Below are 26,471 nucleotides of genomic sequence, written 5' to 3' on the forward strand. Positions count from 1 at the left end.
CGTCTCGTGGGTAGCGAACGACTGGGGGCTTCTGGGAAAGGTCTCATTCTACCAACGCGAGAGGGTAGTTCCCAATCGTGCGAAAAAGCCGGTCGAGACGAGCGTTGGGGAATGTCACGTCGCTAATCGTTCGTTGATTTGCGTCCGCCTACGACTCTGGACCACCGATCGCTGTCCGCTAAAGACCGATGCGCGCACTTCTTTCGCGCTCTTGGAAAGGCCATGGTCGATTCCGCCACGACAGAATGGTTAACTTTGTCGATTTTCGGGAATCTCCTGATGCCCCATATTCGGGATCGAGGCTCACGCTTCCAGGTTGTCGAGACAGTAGCCCCGTTCATGCACAAAGTTACTGCCTCATCGATCATTTTAGGGCAAACAAATGAGGCCAGCTTACGATGTCCACTACACCCCGCCGACGAACTCGTGCGCCAAGTGCGCTTCGGTCGAAATGTGAACGAGCAAGAAAGGAGCTGCAACGACGATCGCGCCGCACGCTTCTGTTTGAAACGATTGAACCGCGGTTGGCGTTGACGACGGCGCCGCTCGGCGATCAGTTTGTCGTCGCCGAAACCTTGGGGTTCACGGCAACTCCCGCCGCGGTCGCCGTTCAGGCGGATGGATCCATTATCACGGCCTGGGAAAGCTATGAAGAAGACGGAAGCGGTTTTGGCGTATTCGCTCAACGTTTCGATGCGAATGGAAACGAGATCGACGCTACGCCGTTTCTCGTAAACACGACCACGGATCGCGAACAATCGGCTCCCGCGATTGCGACCGATGCGGCCGGCAACGTACTGATCGTCTGGCAAAGCAAGGGGCAAGACGAAGCGGACACGTTTGGCGTCTACGGCCAGTGGTACGACAGCTTGGGCGCGAAGTTGGGAGGAGAATTTCGGATCAACAGTACGACGGCTGGAGATCAGAAGGCCCCGGATGTGGCGATCGACGGCTCGGGCGACGCGATCGTCACATGGCAAAGCTTCGGCCAGGATGGGAGCGACTGGGGCGTCTATTACACGCGGCTTGATGCGGTAGCTGGCGGCGTCGCCGACACGACTCCGGCGGGAGACATGCTCGTCAATGACGCCGTCGCGGGTCCGCAGCAGAATCCCACCGTGGCCGCTGCGACCAACGGCAATTTTGTGATCGCGTGGGAAGCGATCGATCCGATCGGAGGCGACGACGCGAGTCTCGACATCTACGCGAAGGTATTCGATTCGACCGGGACCGAAATCACGCTGGGCGAACAATTGGCGAATACCGACCAATTGCGAGATCAAGTAACGCCGGACGCCGCCATCGACGCGGACGGCGACTTTGTGGTCGTCTGGACGGCCGGGGGCATTCCCGGGAGCGGGTCCGACGTTTTCGGTCAGCGGTTCGATGAAATGGGAGTCCGCGCGGGGCAGCAGTTTCGGGTCAACGACACGACGCTGGCCGAACAGGTCGGGGGTGTCGTCGCGATGGACCAAGATGGCAATTTCTTCGTCACCTGGCAAAGCGTCCATCAGGATGGATTTAGCGAAGGGGTATATGGCCGCGCGTATGCGGCGGCGGGAACCGAGCTCACGGGAGAAACATTGATCAACACGACGATCGAAGGTCCGCAGAGCCTTCCCTCGATCGGCATGAATGCGAACGGCCGAGCCGCCGTCATTTGGCACAGCAAAAACGAAGAGCATGATTCGGCGCTGTTCGCTCAGCGATTCGACCTGAGCGGCGCTTCCTTGACGAAAGTGGGCGGCGAACTGGAATTGGCCTCGTTGGTCGAACTGGAAGGGAGCAAATCGGCTGCAGCGATCGACCAGCAAGGTCGCACGGTCGTCGCCTTTGAATCGTATGACGAAGATGGCGACGCGATGGGGGTCTACGCCCAATTGCTCGATGAGTTTGGCGATCCGATCGGAGACCGATTTCTCGTCAACACCGACTTTACCACCGGCGATCAAAGTGCGCCGGCAGTGGCCCGAGCCCTCGACGGACGTTTCGTCATCGTCTGGCAAAGCAAGAATCAAGATGGCGACGGAAACGGCATTTTCGCGCAGCGCTATTCGGCGACCGGCGTACCGATCGATAATGCGATCCAGGTCAACACGACGAGCGCCGGCAATCAAACGAAGCCGGCTGTGGCGATGGCCGAGGATGGCCGATTTGTCGTCGCCTGGCAGGGAGACGACGGTCTCGAAGACGGAGGCGTCGACGGCACGACCGATATCTTCGCCCAGCGGTTTGATGCGGATGGCAACGCGGTCGGCAGCGAGTTTCAGGTCAACCAATTTGAAGCCACCGATCAGACGACGCCTGCGATAACGATGAACGCGAGCGGCGAGTTTGCGATCGCTTGGGTCAGTAGCCATCCTTCGCTGGACGTCGTTGGTGCGGAAGAGGCGATTGACGCCGAAAAGAGCGTGTTCGTGCAATGGTACGACGCGAACGGCGTTTCGACGGGGCCCGAAGTGATCGCGCATGTCTATGTGAAGGACGCTCAGGAATCGCCTCAGATCGGTATGGATGCGGCCGGCAACTTTGTCGCCGCGTGGCAGAGCATTAACCAGGACGGCGACACTTGGGGCGTCTTCGGTCGTCAATTCAACCGACAAAAAGTTCCGCTCACGGCCGCCGAGTTTCAGATCAACGAACAGACGGAAGGGCTCCAGCGGTTGGTCGGATTGGGAGTCGACGCCGCCGGAAACTTCGTCGTCGCTTACGAGAGCACCGCGGCAGGTACCGACGACGGGATCAGCACCGACATCTATCGCCGCGAGTACTTTGCGGATGGGAGCCCCAACGGCGGCGAGAACGTCGTCAACACTTGGACCGGCGGTCCTCAAACGCTGCCGGTAGTCGCCCGGACCGCAACCGGTAACTACGGCGTCTTCTGGTCCGGCCAGGGCTTCAGTCACATCGACGGCGTCCATGGTCGGCTGTATGACGTCAATTTGATCGATGACCCCGGCCAGCCGAGTCGAGTTCCGATCGGCGATCAATTCCTGGTCAGCCCCACGCTCGGCTTTGAGTTCAGCTCGCCGGCGATCGCCGTAAACGACAATGGCTCGCTCACCATTGCGTTTGAAACTTTCGAGGAGGATGGGAGCGGCTTTGGCATCTTCACAGAGCGGCTCGACGCTAGCGGCAATGCGATTGTCGGCTCGCGCCAGCAGGTGAATACCACGACGCTCGACGATCAATCGGCTCCAGCGATCGCTACCGACGGCAACGGAAACGTGTTGATCGTCTGGCAAAGCAAAGACGCCAACGGCCTGGGCGTCTTCGGCCAATGGCTGGATGGGGCGGGACAAAAAATCGGCGCCGAGTTCCAACTGAATTCGCAGGTCATCGGCGATCAGTTCCATCCCGATCTCGCCATCGATGACCAGGGACGCGCACTCGTCGCGTGGCAAAGTGCCGGCCAAGATGGGGATGGTCTGGGCGTTTTCTACGTAACGCTCGATTCGATCGGCGATACGACCCCCAGCGCCGAGCAACAAGCGAACGTCGCCGTTGTCGGCGATCAATTCTCTCCCCGAGTCGCCGCCGCAGCGCATGACGCCAGCGCCGCGAACAATCAATTCGTAATCGCCTGGCAAGGTCCTGCCCCAATTGTTCCGGGGGAAGAGGAGGTCGAAGCGAGCGTCGACGTTTACGCACGCCGCATTGACAGTCTTGGAATGCCCGTAGGAGGCGAAATCGTCGTTAACTCTATCGCGGAAAAGGACCAGATTCTTCCCGATTTGGGAATGGACGCTGCTGGCAACGTCGTCTTTGTATGGCAGTCGGAAGGACAAACCGGCAGCGGCTCCGACGTGTACGCCCGCCGCATGACGGCCGATGGAACCCTGTTAGAATTCGACCAACTCGTCAACACGACGACCACGAGACCTCAGCGTCTTCCATCGGTCGCCGTCGACGCTGCAGGCAACTATCTGGTGACGTGGCAAAGCCAGCATCAGGATGGCTACAGTTGGGGAATTTATCGACAAGCGTTCGATTCGTCCGGCGCGGAAGTCGGCGAGGAAGTCATCGTCAATCACCGAGTGGAAGGACCGCAAACCGCCCCCACGGCGGCTAGTAACGCAAATGGCGACGGGATTGTCGCTTGGCTGGGGAATAGCGCCACGCACGAGCCTTCAATCTTCGGTCATTTGTTTGATCTCCCCGCGACCGAGGTGGCTGGAGAGTTTCTGCTGACCAGTTATGTGGGGCTTGAAGCGAACGCTCCTGCCGCTGCGATGAACGCGCAGCGCGAATCGATCGTCGTTTGGGAGAGCTACGCCGAAGCGGAAGATGACGGCAGCGGCCTGGGAATATTCGGTCAGTTGCTCGACTCGCAAGGGGCGCCAATCGGCGATCGCTTCCTGATCAACGAGAACATCAAGCTCGGTAATCAAAGTTCTCCGGCGGTCGCACGTGCTCCCAGCGGTCAATTTGTCGTCGCTTGGGAGAGTGAAGTCGCCGATGGAACCTACGACATCTTCGCCAGACGCTTTTTCGCCAACGGCACGACGAATGGCGATATCTTTCAAGTCAATCCGGTCGCGATCTCTGGCGATCAAAAGGCGCCTGCAGTGGCGATCGGCGCAGACGGACGGTTCGTCATCGCCTGGCAAACGGACAGCGGCGACGGCTCGACGGACATTATGGCCCAGCGCTACCTCCCCAACGGAGATGCTGATGGGAGCGCCTTCCAGGTGAACAACGAAACCGCGCTCGACCAGTACGATCCGGCAATTTCGATGAACGCGAGCGGGCAATTCGTGATCGTTTGGGTGAGCGATCACCCAGCGGCCGATCCGGAAACGATGGACGTCGATTCTGAGAAAAGCGTCTTTGCCCAGTGGTATGGATCGGATGGACAGGCGATGGGGGACGAAGTGCTGGTCCACAACTACGTGAAGGATGCACAGGAAGCGCCGGCCGTGGGAATCGATGCGCTGGGTCGATTTGTCGTCGCCTGGCAAAGCATCAATCAGGACGGCAACTCGTGGGGGGTTTTCGCACGACGGTTCAACGCCGACAAGACGGCGATCGACAACCGCGAGTTCGTCGTCAACGAGACGAGAATGGGACCGCAGCGATTCGCTGGAATCGGCGTCGACCAGTATGGTCGATTCGTGATCGCCTGGCAGTCGAACGAACGGGCGGAATTAACGGACACTGGCAGCGGCGGTGGCGGAGGGGGCGGCGAGGCGGAAACTCCCGAAGGTAGCAGTTGGGATCTCTACAGTCGGCAATACAGCTGGGACGGCAGTCCCGAAGGAGGCGAATTGCCGGTTAACGTTTGGCAGATGGGACCACAGATCCTACCCGTTGTCGCGCAAGCGCCCGGCGGCGACTTTGGCGTCTTCTGGCTTGGACAAGGCCCAGATCACGTGGAAGGAGTACATGGTCGCCTTTATCAAAGCTTGTTCGAATTCGGTGATGCGCCCGACGCCAATTACAAGACTTTGTTGGCGAGCAATGGTGCGCGGCACCTGCCGTTTTCCCAGCTCTATTTGGGCGCCGGCATGGATGGGGAGTTCGATGGACAACCTTCTTCGGACGCCAAAGGGGACGACAACGACGCCAATGGCGACGATGAAGACGGCGTAGTGATGCCCAGGGTACTGTTGTCCGGGACGTCGGCGAACTTCACCGTGACGGCGTCAGCGGCCGGCAAACTTGACGCGTGGATTGACTTTAACCACAACGGCGTCTTTGAACCAAGTGAGAAGATCGCGAATAGCATTGACGTGTCGGCCGGAGCGAATTTGATCTCCGTCGCCGTTCCTCAATTCTCCCCCACGAGCCTCACGTTCGCCCGCTTCCGAATTAGCAGTACCGGCGGACTGGCGCCGACCGGCGTCGCTCTGGATGGCGAAGTCGAAGATTACGCGATCCAAATCATCGCTTCGCCGGTGACTTTGACGAACGACGGCACGCTGTATGTCGTCGGCGCTCAAACCGGTGACGCCGTCATCGTCTCGAAGTATTTCAATCGGATCGACGTCTTTACTAACATTGGCGCGAGTCGCTGGTGGCCGACCCGCACCTACAACTTCAACGCCATCTCCGTCAACCAATTGGTGATTCTGACTCTCGGGGGAAATGACTACGTGCAGGTCCGGGACTGGTGGGGACTTGCGCTGCCGACTTACATTGACGGTGGCGACGGCATTGATGAGCTCCGCGGTGGCGCCGGGCCCGATGTAATCCTCGGCGGTCGAGGAAATGATCGGATCTATGGCGGCAATGGAAACGACATCCTCTCTGGAGGCGACGGAGATGACCTCCTCGTGGGGAACGGCGGGAGCAACTTGCTGATTGGCGGTGCAGGGCGTGATGAGTTGTACGCGCAAGACGCGTCACTGCTTGGTTCGCTCATTCCGCAACCGACGAAAGGAAGCATTCTGATCGGCGGCCAGTCGACGCTCGAAACGCAACTTCAGACCGATCCTCAAGCTGTTGCTGCGCAGTTTCAGGTCCGCTGGGTCGATCGGCTCGCCGCCGGCGACAACTATGACGACATTGTTGACGATATCGTCGCCAACTGGCTAATCCCGGGACGTGACGTCTTCAACGATAAGAGCGAAGACTTGCTTCACGGCGGCTACTTCTCAAGAGACCTGTTCTTCGCCGATCTCGATCAACTCGGCCATCGTGCCGATCGTACTAGCGGAGACGGCAATGACACGGTCATTGAGATTAACTACGAAGACGCCTGGCCATGAGTACGTCTTCGTAGATCGATCGACGCGGACCTGGCAGCGTAGGCAAATGCCGTGTATCCCGAATCGTAAGAATCGACCCGGCGTTTCAGGCGTGAAGTTGTGGTTCCTGATTCCTCCGTGAGCGTAAGCGACAAGTATTCCTCACGTCATTTTACCCATTGCAGCTCTGTCTTCAGCATGTCCGCACAGGCCGTCGTCTGATCCGGTCTATCGGCAGCTTGTGTGAACTGCTGACCGATCAAAGGATTTGGCGACTTGATCATTGGGCTGGCTTGATTTACCGACCATCGTTCGACCTAGTCGCCAGGCTCCAGCTTTTCGTGCAGCAGAAAGAGAGCGGATCTCCAATATCGTCTTATCGATCGTACCGATTTGCCAATGACTTGCGCCGCCTCTTCCTGCGTCAAGTTGTGGAACATCAGCAGGTCTACGACCTCTCGTTCGTCGGCGGGCAGCGAATCTACAGCTTCGAACAGATCCATGCGAAGTTCGTCCATATCGCGTGGATCGTCGATCGCCGCTTGATCGTCGGCAAGATTGGCATGGGCGCCTTCGGAATCTTGCAGGCGCCTCGCTGCGGATTGATGTTTACGTCCCATTCCTTCGGGACCGTAAAACTTCCGCATCAGGTCGATCAATTCAAAGCGAATCTTCTGGGCCGCCAGACGAAAGAAGTGACGAGCGTCATTGAGTTCAACCGCGTCGAGCGACCGAAGCAGGCGGATGGCCGCCTGTTGAAAGACGTCGTTCGTATCGATCCAGCGCCCTAAGTCCGGAAAGTCGCGTTTGATCTTTCGCGTCATGGCGACAAGCCGGTCCTCAGCGAGTTGCAGCAGTTCATTGCGAGCTTCAGAATCGCCCCGTTTCAATTTTTGGATGCGATTCTCAATCAATTCCGTACGTTCGGACATCGGGCGCTCAATTCCAGGGAGGAAGCGTCAACGGATCATCAAGTCATGCGGAGTTGTCGAGAGCTATTTCGCTCTCGACGGCGGTCGGGGCTGTAGCGCTGACGATAAGGCAAGATCGCACCGAACGGATAGGAAGTCAAGCGACGATTTATACATTAAGGCCGCGTTTAAAATCCGGAGCGAATTGAGCTGGGGACTGGTTAATTTTCTGGGTTATAGGGTAATCCCAAGGGCCTCCAGAAGCTCGGCGGAAAATTGCCGAGTTGAAGTTTCAAAGATGGCGATTGCGCCCGACTTATAATTAAGTGATCGATCAGTTCCGAATGGACCCTGATGGGCCGATTACTTTGGCCAGATGACGTTTCTCGATTGCGAGAAACGTGCACGCAGGTAATCGGCGCTAAGGGGTAGTTTCTTTTGCAGCAGCAGGGAAGGGGGAGCTTCTCGCGAGTCGAAATCCGTGAGCGCAGGTGCACGAATCTGACGGAACGAACCCTCGGTTTGCGGCTCGGACAACCACCGGCGGGAGATTAAAGCCGCCCCCTCGAGTGATGCGCTGATCTGGATTGTGGTACGAAGCAGGATCAATGGCGTGCAAGTCACGATAGGTGACGATACTATCTTTGCAAAACTCCCAAACGCAGCCTTGCATATCAAATATCCCAAAAGCATTGGGGAGTTTCTCACCAACTTTTGGCGGATTAAAGATGCTTTGAGAAAAGTGGGCGTATTTCGCGAGATCTGCCTCATCCTTGGCCGCTCCGTAAAGTCCTAGTTGCCCTGCACGACAAGCGAACTCCCACTCCGCTTCCGTAGGGAGACGGTACGTCACTCCCTCCTTTTCGCTTAGCCACACGGCAAAGGCGGTTGCGTCATTCCATGTTACATTCACAACAGGATGATCATCGGAAAGCTCGATTTCCAAGCCTAAATTGGAGTTCCAGACGAAATCTGGATCGCGGGCCCACGCGCCGTTCTTGATCCCTAGGCCCCCTATACCATCCTTTTCGGCGTCGGTTATGTAGCCGGTGGCTTCAACAAATTTGCGAAACTGGCCGCGAGTTACCTCATGGATGGAGAGTCCGAACGGTTTGGTCAGCGTTACCCAATGCTGCGGCCCTTCATTCGGAATCATGTCAATACGCCAACTCGGAGCGCGCTGTCGCTTCGCCAAATCGAGCAGATGGGAGATTTCCGCATTGGTACTTCCCATGAGGAATTGTCCGTTCGGAATGACGCGGAATTTCATACCGATCGAGTTTTCCGTTTCGACGACTACGCCGAGATAGTCAGCCCAATTCTTTTGGCAATCAGCCGCTTGTTCGGCCGTAAACGGCGTGATCGCAGGCTTAGGTTGACCCTGGGGCCAATCGAAAGGCGGGGGGGCCGGGGCTTGTTTTTGATTGTCGTCAGCAGGCTTTTCATAGACCCTTACAACACGAAAGCCATGAAACCAAACGCGGTAGTCAGGCGCATTCGCCCCCCGTTTCGCTGAGCGGGCCATTGCCGGTGGAAAATTATAGGCGCCTCCGCGGTGGCTACGACTGCTTTGATTTGCGGTCTCTAAGGGATCAATCGCGTGGGCTTCGGTGAAGTTGATATATCCATCTTGGCACCACTCTCGAATGTTTCCGCGCATGTCGTAAATGCCGAACGCGTCCGGCAGTTTTTGACCGACGGGTGGCGGATTGGCGTTCTTTTGGGAATGCCATGCATAGTTCGAAAGTTCGTTTTCCCCACCTTTCAAGCCATAGATACCGGGGTTGCCGGCGCGGCAGGCAAATTCCCATTCCGCCTCTGTGGGGAGGCGGTAGACGACCCCTTCTTTCGCACTTAACCAATCGCAGAAGGCGATCGCATCGTTCCACGACACATTAACGACGGGGTGGTTATCGGTCGGCGCCACCGGCAAGTTTAGGTCCGAACTCCAGATGAATTCCGGGGCTTTAGCCATCCAGTCGTCGACTTTTAAACCGTGCCCCCCTTTGCCGTCCTGTTCGGCGTCGGTCTTGTATCCGGTCGCTTCGACGAACTGACGAAATTGGCCACGCGTAACTTCGTGAATAGCGAGCCCAAACGGTTTGGTGAGCGTGACTTTATGTTGAGGCCCTTCGTTGCTTAATTCGTTAGTGGACCAATTCGGAAGATTCTGTTCCACTGACATCTTAATAATCTGGCGTAGTTCCTCGTCAGTACTTCCCATCAGAAATTCCCCAGCGGGAATGATGCGGAATTTCATGCCAATCGAGTTTTCCGTTTCGACGGCCACGCCGAGATAGTCGGCCCAATTCTGTTGGTATTCAGCGGCTTGATCAGCGGTAAAGGGAGAGATTGCAGGTTTGGGGCTACCTTGGGGCCAAGTGTAGTTTGGGAGCGTCTTATCGGAAGTTTGAAGGTCGCTAGAGGCGATGGGATCAGCAGGGACAAGTCGCACGGGAATCGCCTGCTCAATTCCGGTCGTTGCGGTGAAATCAGTGGAGAATGGTTGGAACCCCGTTTTTACGAGCCTCAGCGTATGCGACTTGTCGTCTCCAGCGACTTCAATATGCTCTTGTCCGTCCTGACTCTTCGCAGCGACGACCGGTGCTCCGTCAATAAAGATTTCTGCGCCGGCCCATTCGGCGGGATCACCTTCGAAATAAAGCGTACTTGGTTTCGAATTCTTCGGAATTAAAAGCGTTGCAAACCAAATTGCAGCCGCAATCGCAATTGGGAATGCCGCCATGAATTGCCAAGTGCGAAGAAATGGTCTCGTCGAAGAAGACTGGCCGCTTCTGGAGTTGGATCTCCAAGTTGATGTTGCATAAGCTTCCAACCCTCGCGCCGCACTAGCGTCGAGACCTTCCAAATCGGCCAAGAGTTCGCGGGCACTTTGATAGCGATCTTCGGGAAGCTTGGCGACCATTTTGTGAAAGATGGCGTCAAGTTGAGGCGGTACGTCTCCCCGTTCGCAATGAAGGGAAGGTATCGCATGATGCTGATGGGCGAGAATTGTTTTCATCGCCGACGCTTCGTTGTACGGCGGCTTGCCGGTAAGGAGATAGTAGAGCGTGCAACCCAAAGAATAGATATCGCTACGCGCATCCGCATCCCGCGTGTCAAGAGCTTGCTCCGGCGAGATAAAGGCGATCGTTCCCATGATCATGCCGGTCTGCGTTAACGCTGACGATTCGTCACGCCGAACGTCGTCATCCAGGCTTCGGATTTGCGCCAAACCCATGTCGAGGATCTTCACCGTCCCCATTTCGTCCAGCAAAAGGTTCGAGGGCTTGATGTCGCGATGGACCACTCCCATTTCATGCGCGTGGGCAAGTCCGTTGGCGGCCTGGCTGACGTAATCGATCGCTTGGGACGTCGTAAGCGGCCCATTGTCGCGGATCAACTTGCCGAGGTCTTGTCCATCAATGAACGTCATGGCAAGGAAGTAGACTCCCTTGTCCTCGTGAGCATCGAACGCGGTAACGATGTTGGGGTGTTCGAGCTTTGCCGCTGCCTTCACCTCTCGTCGAAAACGCTGGACTTTTGCGGGAGAATCGACGTCGGAACGTGGCAGGATCTTCAAGGCGACGAGTCGGTCCATTTTTCGATGCCGAGCCTTGTACACGACCCCCATGCCTCCCTTGCCAACGAGGTCGAGAATCACGTAGCGATTGAGAGTCAGATAGTCGCCTTCATCTTGCAGCAGCGCGTTGGCTTGGAACGGGGTCAAAAGATTCGTGTTAACGAGTCGCTCGGAAAGCGTCGCAGAATTGTCGGCAAGGCCCGCATATTGTTCTAGAGTCGCTTCTTTACCGGCCAGTACGCCTGAATCGAGGACTCGCTTCAGAAAAACTTCCGCCGGGATCTGCGCTGAAATGATTCGAGTCTCGCCGTTGTCCGTGCTGTGTTCCGCAAGGTGGGAGGCTTGAGGATCGGCAATGCTCGGTTCGTTAAATCCGTTTAGGATTCCAGACATTCTCCGCAGAGCGTTGATCTGCCGGCGAACTGCTTCCAGGTGTTCGGGCGCATCACGGCAAAGCTCCTCCGGAGAAAGATCGTTTCCCGAATCGCGGGCATCTTGCCAGGCGTCGAGCAATTCCTCGATTCGATCGTCGCTCTCCATTGTTTCTAACTTCCGGCAATCAACGCAGTGACCATCTAATTCAAGAGACGCTGCACAGTTCCCGCACCTTTTTTAGCGACCGATGGGAGCCCCAAGACGCGAGAGACGACGTCTTCAAAAGTAGCCCCTATTGAAGACCCTAAGATAAGCTGCCGCCCATTAGAAAGTAAAAGATTTTTCCATTAGGAACAGAGGAAATCTTGCTAAAAGAAGCGACTATCAGCGGTGGGCAAGCGGCCGCTGCCCGTCGAGCGAAGTGTTCGGCATCTCTCAGGCGCCGGCCAGCCGCACGTCGCGGCGATCGCTGAACCGCGATGTCAGTTCAAGCTGACCCATACCTGCTACTCTTCTACGGAGAAAAACTATGGCCGCAATGCTGTCGGAACCTTCGGAACAGGCGATAAGACGTGCGGAACAAATTCGTGCGACAATGATCGCAACTCGTATCAGGCTCGCTTCGACGAAGCGGTTTAGATGGCGGAGCAGGCGTTCGTCGAAGAGTTGGATCGACTCGTCTTTCACCTGACGGAACGATTGACCGGCGAAGCCGATGGACAACCGAAAGTCTTTCGCGATTCGGCAAACGGCAACTTGCAAGAGTTCTTCACGCGTTTTCAGTCGCTCAAGCTGCGATCGAACGAGCAGCCGGATTCTCTCTTCGAGCAATGCCAACAGATTGTCCAAGGCGTGCGTCCGCAAACGCTTCGCAACGATGCAATTCTGCGGCGACGAGTGGGCTACGCAATGTTGAAGACGCAGACACGGATGAGAGAAAAATGGAGCCGAGTTTTCGACCGCCGCTATTTTGATGGTCGATGTATCGCCGGAGATACGGCTAGAGGATTCGCACCTTCCTCGCTTGCATTCCAGGGGACGTTCGTCAGGTCAAAGCCTCGTCGACCCGCGCTTTATGCCCCCTCTGACGGAACTATTTTCCGGCCGGTTATCCCCTGAGGACGCTTTTTTTGCGCGGGCTGCCGTCGCAAAAAACTAATGTTGGCGAAGTCATGAAGAACGTGTTAAACCCATTTAGCTTGCGGTCATTACGCCTGGGATATTAGCCCACCGAGAATTAGACTTGCCCGCAACAAAACGATGATGATTTGTATTCGACGGGATTCATTATTCGCCCGTCCCAATGCCAAGAACGTTCTTAGGATTATTAACATGCGAACGAATCGAACTCTCGGTTTCACATTGGTTGAGCTGTTGGTAGTGATCGCCATCATCGGCGTCTTGATCGGACTGTTGTTGCCGGCTGTGCAGCAAGCTCGCGAAGCGGCTCGCCGCATGAGCTGCACCAATCATCTCAAGCAGTTGGCTCTGGGCTTGCACAACTATCACGTTACGCACGGCGCCTTCCCGATCGGCGAAACCGACCTGGTCGCCGGCTACAGCGCACAAAACCAAGGGGGCTGGAGCTGGGCGTCGATGATCTTGCCGATGATCGAACAAAGCGCAATGTACAATTCGCTCGACTTTCGGGTCCACCCGATTGGCAATTACTCGACGGCGGCCAACATCGCCGCGACCGGAACTCCCCTCGAAGCGTTCAACTGCCCCAGCGACATCAAGCCCGAAACCTATGTCGTCAACGGCGCAACCTACGCGACCAGCAGCTACATGGCTTCCTGGTCGGCCTTCGACGGGACTCCCTGCACTGAAAGCGGCGGCGCCGTGACCGTCGATCTGAATCGAAACAACGGGATGTTCGTCGTCAACAAGTCCCGTTCGTTCCGCGACCTGCTCGATGGGACTAGCAACACCTTCGCCATCGGCGAAGTTACCTACATCGAAATCGTCGCCCCGGCCGGCGGATCGGAGCGTCACTTCATCCTGGGTAACGTCGCGAACAACCAAGGACCGCAGTGCTACAACGTCAACAACGACTATCAAAGTCCGATCAACCACATGCGTTCGACCCGCCGCAAGCTGAATGGCCCGGCGGTCGGCGGCTATTTGCATCGGGCCTTCCATAGCCAACACCCCGGCGGCGCCAACTTCGCCTATGCTGACGGCAGCGTCCACTTTATCGCCGACACCATCTATCACACCGGCCACGATTACAGCTCGTCCCTCGACTGGAGCCAGGTCGGCATCTACCAGCGTCTCTCGGCGATCGCCGATGGCGAGCCGGTGGGTCAGTACTAAATCCACTCGATTCTTATTACCTTCGAGCCGAACTAGGAGCTTGTTATGAAATTCCCCTTGCTAAGCATGACGCTTTGCTTGTTGGCGATCGGTTGCGGACCGACCGGTCCCAAACTGGCCGAAGTGTCGGGAGTCATCACCATCGACGGTAAGCCGCTGCATGGCGCCGTCGTTTCCTTCTCGCCGGCAGAGCCCGGCGGAAGTCCTTCGTACGGACTAACCGACGTCGAGGGGCGGTACAGCCTTTTCTTCAGCCGCGATCGAACCGGCGCCATGCCGGGCAAGCACAATGTCACGATCGAGACCGAAAAGCTCGGCCGCGAGGATCAGCAGGCGCTACGCGACGCTGGTCAGCCGGTTCCCGAGTATGTCGCAATTCCCTATCGCTATCGCCAGATGGGAACGCTCACCGCCGACGTCGAGTCGGGCCGCAACGAAGTGAATCTCGAACTCACTTCCGCCAAAAAGTAGGCGAACGCGACGATCGCTAAAGTCGAACGGGGCGGCGCAATCGGACAGCAGGCGTTGCGCCGCTCCGTCGACTTACTCTTTGGCAGGCTTAGCGACGGCAAGTCAGGATCCGCCTCGGACTCCGGTCCGACTTTTGCCGGTCATTCACCCCTCTGTCGGAACTATTTTTCCGCGGGTTATCTCCCAGGGACGGTTTTGTTGCGCGGTCTGCCGTCACCAAAAACAATTGTTGGCGTAAGTGCGAACAAGATGATAAACCGCTATTGTTGCGGGAAAACGATGCAAGCGACTTCGCGCCGAAGAAGAGACTTTCCCGCGACGCAATGGCACTGTCTTCCTATTCGACGGGGTACTTTATTCAACCGTCCAATCGCCAAACATATCACTAGGACATGTAAGATGCGAACGAATCATTTTCGAGGTTTTACGTTGGTTGAATTGCTGGTTGTGATCGCCATCATCGGCGTCTTGATCGGCCTGTTGTTGCCGGCGGTTCAGCAAGCTCGTGAAGCGGCTCGCCGCATGAGCTGCACCAATCATCTCAAGCAGTTGGCTCTGGGCTTGCACAACTATCACGATACGCACGGCGCCTTCCCGATCGGCGAAACCGACCTGGTCGCCGGCTACAGCGCACAAAACCAAGGGGGCTGGAGCTGGGCGTCGATGATCTTGCCGATGATCGAACAAAGCGCAATGTACAATTCGCTCGACTTTCGGGTCCACCCGATTGGCAATTACTCGACGGCGGCCAACATCGCCGCGACCGGAACTCCCCTCGACGCGTTCAACTGCCCCAGCGACATCAAGCCGGAAACTTACGACGTCAACGGCGAAACCTACGCCACGAGCAGCTATATGGCTTCGTGGTCCGCTTTTGACGGCAGTCCCTGCACCGAGAGCGGAACGGACGTCGTCGTCGACCTGAATCGAAACAATGGGATGTTCGTCATTAACAAGTCTCGTTCGTTCCGCGATCTGATCGATGGGACCAGCAACACCTTCGCCATCGGCGAAGTTACCTACATTGAGATCGTCGCCCCGGCCGGCGGATCGGAACGCCAATTTATCCTCGGAAACGTTTCGTACAGCCAAGGGCCGCAGTGCATTAGGGTCGACAACTCGTGGCAAAGCCCGACCAGTCACATGCGTTCGACCCGCCGTAAATTGAACGGTCCCGCGGTCGGCGGTTATTTGCATCGCGCCTTCCATAGCCAACATCCCGGCGGCGGCAACTTCGCCTACGCCGACGGCAGCGTTCACTTTATCGCCGACACCATCTATCACACCGGCCACGACTTTAGCTCGACGTTAAATTGGGCGAACGTCGGCATCTATCAAAAACTGAGCGCCATTGCCGACGGTGAGCCGCTGGGCGAGTACTAGTTTCAGGCGATTCTTTCGATCCTTCGAGCCGAACAGGAGCGTATGATGAAATTCCACTGGCTAAGCCTATTGCTTTGCTTGTTGGCGATCGGCTGCGGGCAAGACGGCCCCGACCTGGCGGAAGTCTCCGGCGTCATCACCATCGACGGTAAGCCGCTGCAAGGCGCCGTCGTTTCCTTTTCGCCGGCCCAGCCCGGCGGAAGTCCTTCGTACGGACAAACCGACGTCGAGGGGAAGTACCTTCTCTTCTTTAGTCGCGATCGAACCGGCGCCATGCCGGGGACGCACAACGTCACGATCGAAACGCAAAAGCTCGGTCAGGAGGATCAACAGGCGCTCCGCGACGCAGGGCTGCCGGTTCCGGAATATGTCGCCATCTCCAGCCGCTATGGCCAAATCGGAGCTCTCACCGCCAACGTCGCCCCTGGCGAAAACGAAGTGAACCTAGAGCTGACTTCCGACAAAAAGTAGGGCGCCCCTCTCCTTTCACTTGTAAACTACGAAATGCGTCATGAAAACGAATTGGATTGTCGGCGTCGTCGCCATCTGCGTTCTGTCAACAATTCAGGCGGCCTCCGGCGACGATTCGACAACTCCCTGGCGAGACCTGTTCAACGGTAAAGACTTGACCGGCTGGGAGGCGAACCTCCACCCAGACTCGTTCAGCGTCGTCGACGGCCTTCTGAAAGTGCACGCCGACGGCGGCATGGCTCATCTGTTTTACGTCGGCGATACCGGCCAGGATGTCACGCTAAAGGACTTTGAGCTTACGGCAATCGTCCGCGCAGAACCGAATTCCAACTCCGGCATCTTCTTTCATACCGATCGAGAGCTGCGCGGCGGCAGAAACCTGGCCAAAGGTTACGAGGTTCAGCTCAACAGCTCTCCCAAAGACAAGCACAAGACCGGCAGTCTCTACTCGGTGGTGGTGATTGACCAGCCGGCGGTGGATGAGACGAAGTGGTTTGAGATTCGCGTTAAGGTCCAAGGGAAGCGAATTGAAGTCTTCGTCGAGGGCCACAACGTCGTCGACTACACCGAACCGGAGAATCCCGTCCGCGAAGCGATCCGCGCGAAACGTCTGATCGACGACCAGGGAGGCGCCATCGCGATTCAGGCCCACGGTCCCAAGAGCGTCTTCTATTTCAAACAGATTCGCGTGCGGGAATTGAAATAGCCGTAACGACGGTCTTTTTCCTCAGGCGGCTCTTATCTTCCGCCCGCACGCGGTTGGTCCGGGTCATGACGTTGCGGATGGTCAGGAGCTGCCGCATGCCGGCGATAATCGAACTGCTGGCCGCCGGAGAGTTCTTTGCGATCAGCGCGTTGACTGGCTGAGAACCGATTTGGCCGAGCGTCTTGAGCTTGTTGATTCGCCGCAAGAAAAAAAAGAGGCGCTGGTCTAGGACCAGCGCCCTGCACGCCAACTGGTAACGGTCGAGATTTCCGTTACGCGTTGACCAGCCTCATTAGTTCTTGCGTGTAACGCGTTCCGGAGAATGCCGTCTGCGGAGCGACTGCCTCGATCTGCTCCATCTCGTCCTGGGTAAGCGTATAGTCGAGCGCCCGCAGATTCTCTTGCAGGTACTTCACTTTCTTCGTTCCGAAGGTCGGAATGACATGGTTTTCTTTGGTCATTAGCCACGCCAGAGCGAACTGCGACGGCGTCATTTCGCGCCGTTGGGCGATTTCTCGCAGGCGATCCAGCACTTCCAGATTCTTCTGGAAGTTTTCGCCCTGGAAACGAGGCGAATGGCGGCGATAGTCGTCGGCCGGCAAGTCGTCAAACGAAGTGACCTGACCTGTCAAAAAGCCGCGGCCGAGCGGGCTATAGGCGACGAACAAGATGCCGCTTTCGCGACAGTATTCGACCACGCCGACATCTTCGACGTCCCGGCTCCAAATCGAGTATTCCGACTGAATCGCGGCGATTGGGTGAACCGACTGCGCTCGCTTGATCGTCTCCACGGACGCTTCGGAAAGACCGAGAAGTCGGACCTTCCCCGCTTCGACCAGTTCCTTCATAGCGCCGATCGTCTCTTCGACCGGAACGGTCGCATCGATGCGATGTTGGTAGTAGAGGTCGATCACGTCGATCCCCAATCGTTTCAGCGAGGCGTCGCAGCACGCTTTGACGTACTCGGGACGGCCGCAAATGCCGCGCTTTTGCGGATCGTTCGGGTCGCGGACGATGCCGAACTTGGTGGCGATGAACGCGTCGTCGCGACGATCTCGGATCGCTTCGCCGATCAAAATCTCGTTGGTGTGGGGGCCATACATGTCGGCCGTATCGAGAAAGTTCACGCCGGCGTCGAGTGCGGCGTGAATCGTGGCGATCGATTCTTTGTCGTCACGCACGCCATAAAGATCGCTCATTCCCATGCAGCCGAGCGCCAACGCCGACACGGCGGCGCCGTCCGAACCAATTTGTTTCAACTTCATCGTTTCTCCTATTTTTTACAGGCGAAGGTCGCCGGTGATTGCCAATTACAGTTGCGAAATCGTGCGCTTGATGATGTCGACCATCTGCTCGAGGTCGGAAACCTCGGCGACGAACGGCGGCGCCAAAATGACGGTGTCGTTGGTGACGCGCACCAGCAGGCCCGCTTCAAAGAGGGCTTTCAGCATGGCGTAGCCGCGCTGGCCGAACTTGGCGGTCGGCTCCAAGTCGATACCGGCGAGCAAACCGTAGCCCCGAATGTCGGTGACCATCGACAGTTCGCGGAGCTGCGCGACCGCCGCTTGGAACGGCCCCGCCAGATCGGCGGCTCGCTGGTAGAGTCCGTCTTCCTCGTAGATGCGAAGCGTGGCGAGTCCCGCCGCCGTCGCAACTGGATGAGCCGAGTAGGTGTAGCCGTGAAAGAATTCAATGACGTCGTCCGGCGCCGCGCTGGTGATCGTGTCATAGATCTTGGTCGACGCGGCGACCGCTCCCATCGGGATCGAACCGTTGGTGAGCGCTTTGGCCATGGTGATGAGATCGGGCTGAACGTCGAACGTCTGTGCTGCGAACGGAGCCCCGGTTCGTCCAAAGCCGGTGATCACTTCGTCGAAGATCAGCAAGATGCCGTGTTTGTCGGCGATTTGACGCAGTCGTTGGAGATAACCTTTCGGCGGAACGAGAATCCCGACCGACCCGACGACCGGTTCGACCACGACGGCGGCGATCGTATCGGCGCCATAGAAATCGACGGCGCGTTGCAAGTCGTCCGCCAGGTCGGCGCCGGTTTCGGCCTGACCTTGGGTGAAGCTGTTTTTGACCGTTTGCGTATGCCGCATGTGAACCACGCCCGGCAAGAGCGGCCCGTATCCTTCGCGGTTCTTGATCATGCCGCCGACCGAGATCCCACCGAAGTTGACGCCGTGGTAGGCCAATTCGCGCGAAACGAATCGATAGCGCTGCGGTTGTCCATTGGCGCGATGGTAAGCGATCGCCATCTTCATGGCGGTTTCGACCGATTCCGAACCAGAGTTCGCAAAGAAGATCCGATCGAGTCCCGGCGGCGTCAGTTCCGCGATCTTCCGGGCCAGTTCAAATCCGCCGGGGTGCGAAAACTGAAACGGGGAGGTGTAATCCAGCTTGCGGAGTTGTTCGCCAACCGCTTTGGCGATCTCCGGTCGGCAGTGACCTGCGGGAACGCAAAACAAGCCGGACGAGCCGTCGAGAATGCGACGACCGGAAGGATCGAACAGGTGAATTCCCTCCGCCGACGTGATTAACCGCGGATTCTTTTTGAACGCTCGATTCGCCGTAAACGGCATCCAGTAGTTCTGCAATTCTGTTTCCAGCGACATATTTCAGCCTCACATTTTCTAACTTGCTTTTGATCCCGATTGCGCGGGTGGCGGTACCGCCGCGAACCGCGATTCAGGATAGATTCAATCGATTGTCCCCTCTTGAACGAGATTGACACTTTTGTGCCTAACGGTGACGACGGGCGGGAACTCGCAAAATAGTGACGAACGGTTCGCGGGGGTAGCGACCGAAACGCACATCGATTCATCGCCGTCATGCCTAGTTCTTAGGCATTTTCGACGCTACAGCAGTGCCCGTGAGGGGGCTGTGCTATCCCGTGTTGGTTGATCAGAGCGAAAGCCAGCCGGTGGTGCGGGTACGGTTGTCCGCTTGATGGCGATTGCACTGGCTTTTGCGGCTTTTCCTCTCAGCAACGACAAGTCACATGAACGACAAATATCCGTCTCTGTGGGGCAAGCCAAGCTCGTCCCCGCTGGGTAAGCTGGGAACACACCCATCAGCCTCGTGTGCCTATACTGTCCCTTCTCCTGAAATTCCTCGTCGCACTTGCCCCAGAGCGAGCGGGAATTGATAGCTAGCCAAGTAGGTGAAACGATCGCTACATCGGCCAAAGAGATCGTGTCGCGGGTAGCTCGTGCATTACGACTGAGTCCGCGTTCCGAATCGACCACGAGTGGGGCTTCGCAGCCTCAAGTCGAACCAGCGACCTGCAATGCCAACGGCGTTCTTATCGACCGTTGCAACAAGTCGTTTTCAGTCGACAAAAAGGAGGTGACCGTCCTCCGTGATATCTGTTTGAGCATTGAGCCCGGCGAGTTCTTTTGTTTTGTCGGCGGAAGCGGGTGCGGCAAAAGCACGTTGCTGAAAATGATCGCCGGTCTCGAGCGACCAACGAGCGGTAAGATCACGGTCGGCGGTCGCACGATCACCGGTCCGGGACTCGATCGCGGCATGGTGTTTCAGGAACATCGCTTGCTGCCTTGGCTGACCGTTGAGCAGAACATTGACTTTGGTCTGCGTGAATCGGTCGTCAAGGATCGCGCCGCCATTGTGGCGGAACATATTCGCCTGGTCGGCTTGGTGGGGTTTGAGAAAGCGTATCCGCGACAACTTTCGGGTGGTATGGCGCAGCGCGTCGGCTTGGCCAGAGCGCTCGTCAATCGTCCGGAAGTGTTGCTGCTGGACGAACCACTGGGAGCGCTCGACGCGCTCACGCGGCAGCAGATGCAGCACGAAATCTTGCGGATCTGGCGAGCCGAAAATACCACCATGATCCTGGTGACGCACGATATCGACGAAGCCATTTTTCTAGCGGATCGAATCGCCGTGATCGGCAGTCGGCCCGGTGAGGTGCGCGACTTGTTCACGGTCGACTTGCCTCGTCCGCGCGATCGAGGAGATCAGAAGTTCGACCAACTGCGGCATGATCTTTGGAATTCGATCTTTCGCCCCGCCGGTACCTCTGCGTCGAGCGTGGACGATCAAGCGTCCGCCGACAAGGATCAGGCGGAAGTCTCGGAATACGTTGGAAAATAGAATCAGGCGAATCTTATGTACGACATTTTCAATTCCGTCAGTCGGAACTTGCTGTTAGCCGTTTGTTGCGGTCTTGTACTTTCCCTCAGCACTGCTGGTTGTTCCTCCTCGACCAGCACGACTCCTGAAGAGCGCGTCGTGCGCGTCAGTTTGCAACCGATTCCGACCTACGCTCCGCTCTGGATCGCGAAGCGGAAGGGGTGGCTGCAAGAGGCGCTGCAAGAGGCGGGTCAGGGGAGCGTTCAATGGTCGACGATGCGGGATGGACCATTGCAAAACGAGGCGTTCGCCGCCGGATTGATTGACGTCGCTTTGACGGCCGATACTCCGGCGATCATCGGGCGCGCCGCCGGGCTTGATATCGAAGTTGTCGCTCTTGCGGCGACCAGTCCGGCAAGCCTGGCGATTTTGGTGCCGAGCGATTCTCCGGCGAAGTCCATGGCCGATCTAAAGGGAAAAAAGATCGCCGCCACCAAGGGATCGTTTTGCCATCACTTGTTGGCTTTGGCCTTGCAGCGAGATGGACTCTCGTTGAGCGACGTGCAGTTCATCAATATGTCAGGTCCCGAGATTAATGTGAGCCTGCAGACGGGGCAAATTGACGCCGGCGTCACCTGGGAACCATATATCTCGCAGATTTTGTCGAGCGGGAAAATGAGAGTTTTGATGGACGGCGCCGGTTTGAAATCGGGCAACGAAGTCATTGCGGTGAACAAAACGCTGGTTGAGCAATCGCCGGAAGTTGTGCAGACGATCTTGGCTGCGTTTCAGCGTGGACATCAATTCCTGCAAGAGCACCCGAACGAAGCGGCGAAGCTCATCGCGGAAGACGTCAATTTGGAACCGGCCCAGGTTGAAGAGGCGTTTAACAAGATCATCTTTTTTCCCAAAATCGACGAAGGGACGATGTCCGAGTTCGAGGCGACGCAGAAATTTCTGCACGAACTTGGGGTCAATCGCAAGACGGTCGATATCGCACAGTTCGTCGATTTGCAGTTTCAGTCCGCTACGGCGCCTTAATAGGAGTGATGATCATGTCGAGTCTCGTTTGGAGAATCTGGCTGCCGTTGGCGGTTATCTTGGTTTGGCAGGGACTGTCGAGCGTCGGGCTAATTACTCCGCTCCTGTTGCCGTCGCCTTTGGCTGTCGGCGAAAGTGCGGTGAATTTGATTGAATCGGGAGAAATTTTCGGCCACATTGCCGTTAGTTTGCTGCGGGTTTTTGAGGGGTTCCTGCTGGCCGCCATCGTTGGCGTCCTGCTTGGTTCGGCGATCGGCCTTTGGTCGACTTTCGATCAAACTTTCGATTGGCTGTTGCAGACCCTGAAGCCGATTCCGCCGATCGGCTGGTTCCCGTTGGCCGTCTTGTGGTTTGGAATTGGTGAAGTTTCCAAGGTTTTCATTATTTTTCTGGGCGCTTTTTTCCCGATTCTTGTCAATGTCGTGGCCGGTATCCGCCAGACCGACAAGCACTACATCGAACTTGCTCGGGTTCACGAAATTCGCTTTCGGAAGTTCTTCTTTCAGGTCATTGTTCCCGGCGCTTTACCGTCGATTTTGACCGGACTCCGTATTGGTATCGGATTTGCATGGACTTGCGTCGTCGCTGCAGAGCTGCTCGCCGCCGAATCGGGGGTTGGATACCTGATCGTCGACGCTCGTCAGACGTTCCATGCCGACGTCGTGATCGTCGGGATGTTGACGATCGGCCTGTTAGGAACTTTGATGGATTTGGGCCTACGGCAAATTGAATCGCGACTTGTTCGGTGGAAGCAGCCATTCCCGGGAGTGGCAGGTTAATGTACTCGCCGACACGATCATGCCGCGACGATCGATTCATTCTATTCGCGGAGTTGCCTCGGTTGGTCGATTCTCATTACGTCAGGGGAGGGGGGCTCGGAAAGTCGGAGGCCGGTTCGGATCTTCGCTTTACGCTTCCTTCTCCCATCACCTTTCTCTTGCTTCCCGAATTCACTTCGATCGCGTTTTTCTCGGTCATCGAGGCGCTGCGGGTAGCGAACCGCTATGCGCCGAAGAAGTACGCGTGGAATTTGACGTCGCTCGAAGGGGGATCGGCGAAAGACTCAAACGGGATCGAAATCTGCGTCTCCAACAGCATCTTCGACCTGACCGAACCGCCGGGGACCGTCATGGTCGTCGGTGGAACCGCGCCTGATCGGTTTGCCATGCCGACCCTTTTCTCAAAGCTCCGCTGGTTTTCCAGCCAGGGGTGTTTATTGGGGGCGGTTGATACGGCGCAACAACTGTTGGCGATGGGAGGGTTTCTGGACGGTTATCGGGTCACGGTTCACTGGGAAAACGCGTCCGCGTTTCGCGAGCGATTTCCGATGTGCCGCCTGACGGTTAACCTGTTCGAATTCGATCGAAATCGGGTGACTTGCGCCGGCGGAACGGCCGGGATCGACATGGTGTTGCATGCCGTGGAAGCGGAGCATGGGCGAGACGTCGCGATTCGTGCGTCGGAGCATTTCATGCACGAACGGATCCGTTCCGGCTCAGAGGCCCAGCGTCTGAAGGCGACCGACCGCTGGGACATTCACCATATCAAACTGGTGAAGTCGATCGAACTGATGGAGGCCGAGATCGAAGAGCCTCTTACCACGGCCGAACTGGCCGCCGCCGTGTCTCTCTCTTCCCGACAATTGTCGCGACTCTTCAAGGAACATTTGAACGTCAGTCCGGGACAGTTTTATCTCGAACTGCGTCTTGATCGCGCTCATCAGATGATCTTGCATAGCGAGTTGAGCGTGAATGCCATTGCGTTTGCCTGCGGCTTTCAATCGCAATCGCATTTCTCGCGGGTCTATCGAGAAAAATTCGACGTATCTCCGCGGCAAACGCGTCGTCGAGAAGTCGAACGTCAGTTTCCGGTGATGCAAGCGCCGAACTAGATCGGCGGACTAGGACCAAGGGGCGCCATATCGGCAACACGAAGTTCGCGGCGATGTAGTGACGAGACTCGCCCTGGACCCGCCGCCTGAATTCCTGGGAAGAGCGGGCGTTCGTTGGGAAGGACGCCAACTTGAGCGAACTCTCAAATCGCCAGGTTGCCCAGGACCCTGGGAGGTCGATGGTCGTTGTCGTCAACACGCCAAGCTTCAATCTTCTCCTTGGACTGATTAACGCTGCGGCCGTCGCCGTGGACCCAGTCAAACTGGGGAGGAATCTTCGGGCTATTGTCCCAGCGTTTGTCTCAGTAAGGGGGACGACCCATTTGCCATCGGCGCAAAGAAAAAGCCGGCAACGACTTACGTTGACGGCTTTCGACTAAAGCGGAGAGAGCGGGATTCTGAAAAAGGGACGTCGTAAGTTCGTGCAAAGCGACGACTTGCGGTCGTAAGTCCTGATCTCGGAATTGTTTTAAGGCGATCATTCGTTATCGCCTGTGATCATGGTTTCTCGCGATTGATCAAGGTTGTTGTCCCATTGGGCCAACGCGACTACGTTCTAGACGGACTCCTCTTTGGGAGTTTCGTGATGACGAATCATCAACAGGGTTTTTCGGGCAGCGTTAATGGAATTCGCGTCCTCATTGTCGCTCGGATCAGTACCGAGCACCAGGATCTTCGCTCCTTGGATGATCAGGTCGCGACCTGTCGTCGTTGGTGCGATCAGAATCTGCCTGACCGATTTAGGGTCGTCCAAGTCATCCAAAGTCGAGGGAGCGGCGAGCGACTGGATCGTGGTGAACTGCGTGAATTGGAAGACGCAATTGCGTTTAGAATGTGCGATTTGGTGATCGCGGAAGACCTCGGGCGCATCTGTCGGCGAAGCGCTGCGACTACGTTCTTGGAATTGGCGGAAGATCATGACGTTCGCGTCATCACCCTAAACGACAATCTGGATACGGACCAGGATGATTGGCGTTTCAAGGCGGGTTTCGCGACGATGCACCATGAATTCAGCAACGCCGATACGGCGAAGAGAATACGTCGTACCCTGCGGAATCGTTTCCAGCAGGGGATGATTAAAACGGTTCCCTTTGGCTACATCAAGCCGGCGGATGGTGCGACGGACGCTGAGGTCACGAAGGATCCGGACGCCGGGCCGATTATTTCGGAAATTATCGAGCGTCTGGAAAAGGGGGAGTCGTACTCCGTAGTCGTCGACTGGCTGAATCTTAGCGGCGTTCCGACGGGACGTTACGTTCGTTCGAACAAGTGGACCGTTTCCACTCTTTCGAATCTCCTGCACAACCCGATTCTCAAAGGGGAGCGGGAGGCGAATCGGAAGATGTCGAAACGGATTAACAAGACCGGGCGCCGGGTATCGGTAAAAGCGCCGCCGGAAGATTTGCTGGTGCGCAAGTGTCCGCATCTCGCCTATCTGGATCCCGATCGGTACGACCGTTTGATTAGGATGCTGGACGAAAGGAATGCTCCGTTTCGGCGAAAAAAGGTAAATGGACGCGATTCTCGGGCTAACGTACCGAAGAAGCGAACGCGGTTTCCGGGTCAGCAGACGTTTTGCGGGATCTGCGGCCATCCGTTCGTTTGGGGAGGACATGGCCAGCAAGATCACATGATGTGTAAAGGGGCGAAGGAATACGCCTGCTGGCAGAGCGCTTCGTTTGATGGGACGTTGGCCGCGAAAAAGATTCTGGCGGCCGTCTATAGTGAAATCGAAGCGTTACCGGAGTTTCCCGAAACGCTTTACCAGGCGGTTCAGGCTGAGTTTTTGACGTTGACGAGCGCACGCAAGACCGAAACCGGAAATCTCGAACGCGAAATAGCCAGCTTGGAGCGGGAGATGAACAATCTCGTTGAGTTTATCGCGAGCGGGAATGCATCTGCGTCGATTGCTGCGAAAATCTCAGAGCGCGAAGTGCAAATTATCGACGCGAAGTTGCGGTTAAAGGAGCTGACGGCACGTCCTGACACTCCTCCCAACCTACCGTCGGCCCCCGAGGTGCGCGAGATCGCGCGGAACTCGCTGCAGGAGATGGCATCGGACCCGTATGCCCTCAGTCGGGTGATGCGACAGCTGATCCGCCGGATCGACGCGTTCCCGATTCGCTTGTGCGACGGCGGGGCCGTGTTCATCCGGGCCAAATTTGAGCTGCGACTAGCGCAGCTTTTCCCGGCCTTGGACGAGATTCCGGCGGCCAGCGAATTGTTGACGCGGACGTTGGAAGTCGATTTGTTCGACCCGGTTCAGCGTGAGCAACATCGCGAAGAAATCGTTGCCCGGCGAGCCGCCGGCAAATTCCAGCGGCATATCGCGGCCGAACTTAGGATTACGCAACCGGCAGTCCAGAATGCGCTGCGATTGCAGGCGCGAATGAACGAATTGGGACTCGAAAAGCCGTACGTACCGGTCGACGCACCTCCCGCTGATTTGCTGAAGATGCGCCGACACAAACATCCTCGCTACAAGTTTCAACCGAAAACGAACGAGATTGAACAATGATCCGCTAAGCGAAAATTGAAT

At 56.9% G+C, this 26,471-nt stretch carries 16 protein-coding genes; 12 read left to right on the plus strand and 4 right to left on the minus strand.

The window, feature by feature from the left end; genetic code table 11:
• The first annotated feature begins 524 nt into the window (after positions 1 to 524).
• Positions 525 to 6,710, plus strand: coding sequence for a calcium-binding protein (locus LOC68_RS10930; RefSeq protein WP_230218423.1), 6,186 nt, complete (start codon positions 525 to 527; stop codon positions 6,708 to 6,710).
• A 296-nt stretch (positions 6,711 to 7,006) separates the two neighbouring features.
• Here LOC68_RS10930 and LOC68_RS10935 read toward each other — a convergent pair whose 3' ends face one another.
• Both LOC68_RS10935 and LOC68_RS10940 read right to left on the minus strand, forming a co-directional pair.
• Positions 7,007 to 7,621, minus strand: a complete 615-nt coding sequence (locus tag LOC68_RS10935) for an RNA polymerase sigma factor (RefSeq protein WP_230218425.1) — start codon at positions 7,619 to 7,621, stop codon at positions 7,007 to 7,009.
• A 400-nt stretch (positions 7,622 to 8,021) separates the two neighbouring features.
• Complete coding sequence (locus tag LOC68_RS10940) at positions 8,022 to 11,723, minus strand: SUMF1/EgtB/PvdO family nonheme iron enzyme (RefSeq protein ID WP_230218427.1); 3,702 nt, start codon at positions 11,721 to 11,723, stop codon at positions 8,022 to 8,024.
• 474 nt (positions 11,724 to 12,197) lie between these two features.
• Here LOC68_RS10940 and LOC68_RS10945 point away from each other — a divergent pair, with 474 nt between their 5' ends.
• From LOC68_RS10945 to LOC68_RS10970, 6 genes are all read left to right on the plus strand, one after another.
• Positions 12,198 to 12,677 (plus strand): hypothetical protein, encoded by a 480-nt coding sequence (locus tag LOC68_RS10945; RefSeq protein ID WP_230218429.1) that lies wholly within the window; start codon positions 12,198 to 12,200, stop codon positions 12,675 to 12,677.
• A 213-nt stretch (positions 12,678 to 12,890) separates the two neighbouring features.
• Positions 12,891 to 13,874: a DUF1559 domain-containing protein gene (locus LOC68_RS10950; protein ID WP_230218430.1), complete on the plus strand. Its 984-nt coding sequence runs from the start codon at positions 12,891 to 12,893 to the stop codon at positions 13,872 to 13,874.
• A gap of 45 nt (positions 13,875 to 13,919) precedes the next feature.
• A complete protein-coding gene (locus LOC68_RS10955) occupies positions 13,920 to 14,345 on the plus strand; it encodes a hypothetical protein (protein WP_230218432.1) in 426 nt (141 codons plus the stop codon).
• A 399-nt stretch (positions 14,346 to 14,744) separates the two neighbouring features.
• Complete coding sequence (locus LOC68_RS10960) at positions 14,745 to 15,728, plus strand: DUF1559 domain-containing protein (RefSeq protein WP_230218433.1); 984 nt, start codon at positions 14,745 to 14,747, stop codon at positions 15,726 to 15,728.
• 45 nt (positions 15,729 to 15,773) lie between these two features.
• Positions 15,774 to 16,199, plus strand: a complete 426-nt coding sequence (locus LOC68_RS10965) for an Ig-like domain-containing protein (RefSeq protein ID WP_230218435.1) — start codon at positions 15,774 to 15,776, stop codon at positions 16,197 to 16,199.
• A gap of 40 nt (positions 16,200 to 16,239) precedes the next feature.
• On the plus strand, positions 16,240 to 16,905 hold the full coding sequence (locus LOC68_RS10970; RefSeq protein WP_230218437.1) for a 3-keto-disaccharide hydrolase: 666 nt from the start codon (positions 16,240 to 16,242) through the stop codon (positions 16,903 to 16,905).
• A 272-nt stretch (positions 16,906 to 17,177) separates the two neighbouring features.
• Here LOC68_RS10970 and LOC68_RS10975 read toward each other — a convergent pair whose 3' ends face one another.
• Positions 17,178 to 18,170, minus strand: a complete 993-nt coding sequence (locus tag LOC68_RS10975; RefSeq protein ID WP_230218438.1) for an aldo/keto reductase — start codon at positions 18,168 to 18,170, stop codon at positions 17,178 to 17,180.
• A gap of 45 nt (positions 18,171 to 18,215) precedes the next feature.
• Positions 18,216 to 19,523, minus strand: coding sequence for an aminotransferase class III-fold pyridoxal phosphate-dependent enzyme (locus tag LOC68_RS10980; RefSeq protein WP_230218439.1), 1,308 nt, complete (start codon positions 19,521 to 19,523; stop codon positions 18,216 to 18,218).
• Between the two features lie 733 nt (positions 19,524 to 20,256).
• Here LOC68_RS10980 and LOC68_RS10985 point away from each other — a divergent pair.
• The 5 genes from LOC68_RS10985 (at position 20,257) to LOC68_RS11005 (ending at position 26,450) form a co-directional block, all read left to right on the plus strand.
• The gene (locus LOC68_RS10985) at positions 20,257 to 21,021 is read left to right on the plus strand and encodes an ABC transporter ATP-binding protein (RefSeq protein ID WP_230218440.1); all 765 of its coding nucleotides are present in this window, start codon (positions 20,257 to 20,259) and stop codon (positions 21,019 to 21,021) included.
• Positions 21,022 to 21,036: 15 nt separating this feature from the next.
• On the plus strand, positions 21,037 to 22,041 hold the full coding sequence (locus LOC68_RS10990) for an aliphatic sulfonate ABC transporter substrate-binding protein (protein ID WP_255671085.1): 1,005 nt from the start codon (positions 21,037 to 21,039) through the stop codon (positions 22,039 to 22,041).
• A 14-nt stretch (positions 22,042 to 22,055) separates the two neighbouring features.
• Entirely contained in the window at positions 22,056 to 22,820 is a 765-nt protein-coding gene (locus tag LOC68_RS10995; RefSeq protein WP_230218442.1) for an ABC transporter permease, read from the plus strand.
• Positions 22,821 to 22,882: 62 nt separating this feature from the next.
• On the plus strand, positions 22,883 to 23,932 hold the full coding sequence (locus tag LOC68_RS11000) for a GlxA family transcriptional regulator (RefSeq protein WP_230218443.1): 1,050 nt from the start codon (positions 22,883 to 22,885) through the stop codon (positions 23,930 to 23,932).
• 586 nt (positions 23,933 to 24,518) lie between these two features.
• Positions 24,519 to 26,450, plus strand: coding sequence for a recombinase family protein (locus LOC68_RS11005; protein WP_230218444.1), 1,932 nt, complete (start codon positions 24,519 to 24,521; stop codon positions 26,448 to 26,450).
• The last annotated feature ends 21 nt before the right edge of the window (positions 26,451 to 26,471 follow it).

This window comes from Blastopirellula sediminis (assembly GCF_020966755.1).
GTDB lineage: Bacteria > Planctomycetota > Planctomycetia > Pirellulales > Pirellulaceae > Blastopirellula > Blastopirellula sediminis.

What these genes read in the sequence shown, in the direction of transcription:
- LOC68_RS10935 (WP_230218425.1), bottom strand. Translation starts at nt 7,621, where the DNA reads ATGTCCGAACGTACGGAATTGATTGAGAATCGCATCCAAAAATTGAAA.
- LOC68_RS10940 (WP_230218427.1), bottom strand. Translation starts at nt 11,723, where the DNA reads ATGGAGAGCGACGATCGAATCGAGGAATTGCTCGACGCCTGGCAAGAT.
- LOC68_RS10945 (WP_230218429.1), top strand. Translation starts at nt 12,198, where the DNA reads ATGGCGGAGCAGGCGTTCGTCGAAGAGTTGGATCGACTCGTCTTTCAC.
- LOC68_RS10950 (WP_230218430.1), top strand. Translation starts at nt 12,891, where the DNA reads ATGCGAACGAATCGAACTCTCGGTTTCACATTGGTTGAGCTGTTGGTA.
- LOC68_RS10955 (WP_230218432.1), top strand. Translation starts at nt 13,920, where the DNA reads ATGAAATTCCCCTTGCTAAGCATGACGCTTTGCTTGTTGGCGATCGGT.
- LOC68_RS10960 (WP_230218433.1), top strand. Translation starts at nt 14,745, where the DNA reads ATGCGAACGAATCATTTTCGAGGTTTTACGTTGGTTGAATTGCTGGTT.
- LOC68_RS10965 (WP_230218435.1), top strand. Translation starts at nt 15,774, where the DNA reads ATGAAATTCCACTGGCTAAGCCTATTGCTTTGCTTGTTGGCGATCGGC.
- LOC68_RS10970 (WP_230218437.1), top strand. Translation starts at nt 16,240, where the DNA reads ATGAAAACGAATTGGATTGTCGGCGTCGTCGCCATCTGCGTTCTGTCA.
- LOC68_RS10975 (WP_230218438.1), bottom strand. Translation starts at nt 18,170, where the DNA reads ATGAAGTTGAAACAAATTGGTTCGGACGGCGCCGCCGTGTCGGCGTTG.
- LOC68_RS10980 (WP_230218439.1), bottom strand. Translation starts at nt 19,523, where the DNA reads ATGTCGCTGGAAACAGAATTGCAGAACTACTGGATGCCGTTTACGGCG.
- LOC68_RS10990 (WP_255671085.1), top strand. Translation starts at nt 21,037, where the DNA reads ATGTACGACATTTTCAATTCCGTCAGTCGGAACTTGCTGTTAGCCGTT.
- LOC68_RS10995 (WP_230218442.1), top strand. Translation starts at nt 22,056, where the DNA reads ATGTCGAGTCTCGTTTGGAGAATCTGGCTGCCGTTGGCGGTTATCTTG.
- LOC68_RS11005 (WP_230218444.1), top strand. Translation starts at nt 24,519, where the DNA reads ATGACGAATCATCAACAGGGTTTTTCGGGCAGCGTTAATGGAATTCGC.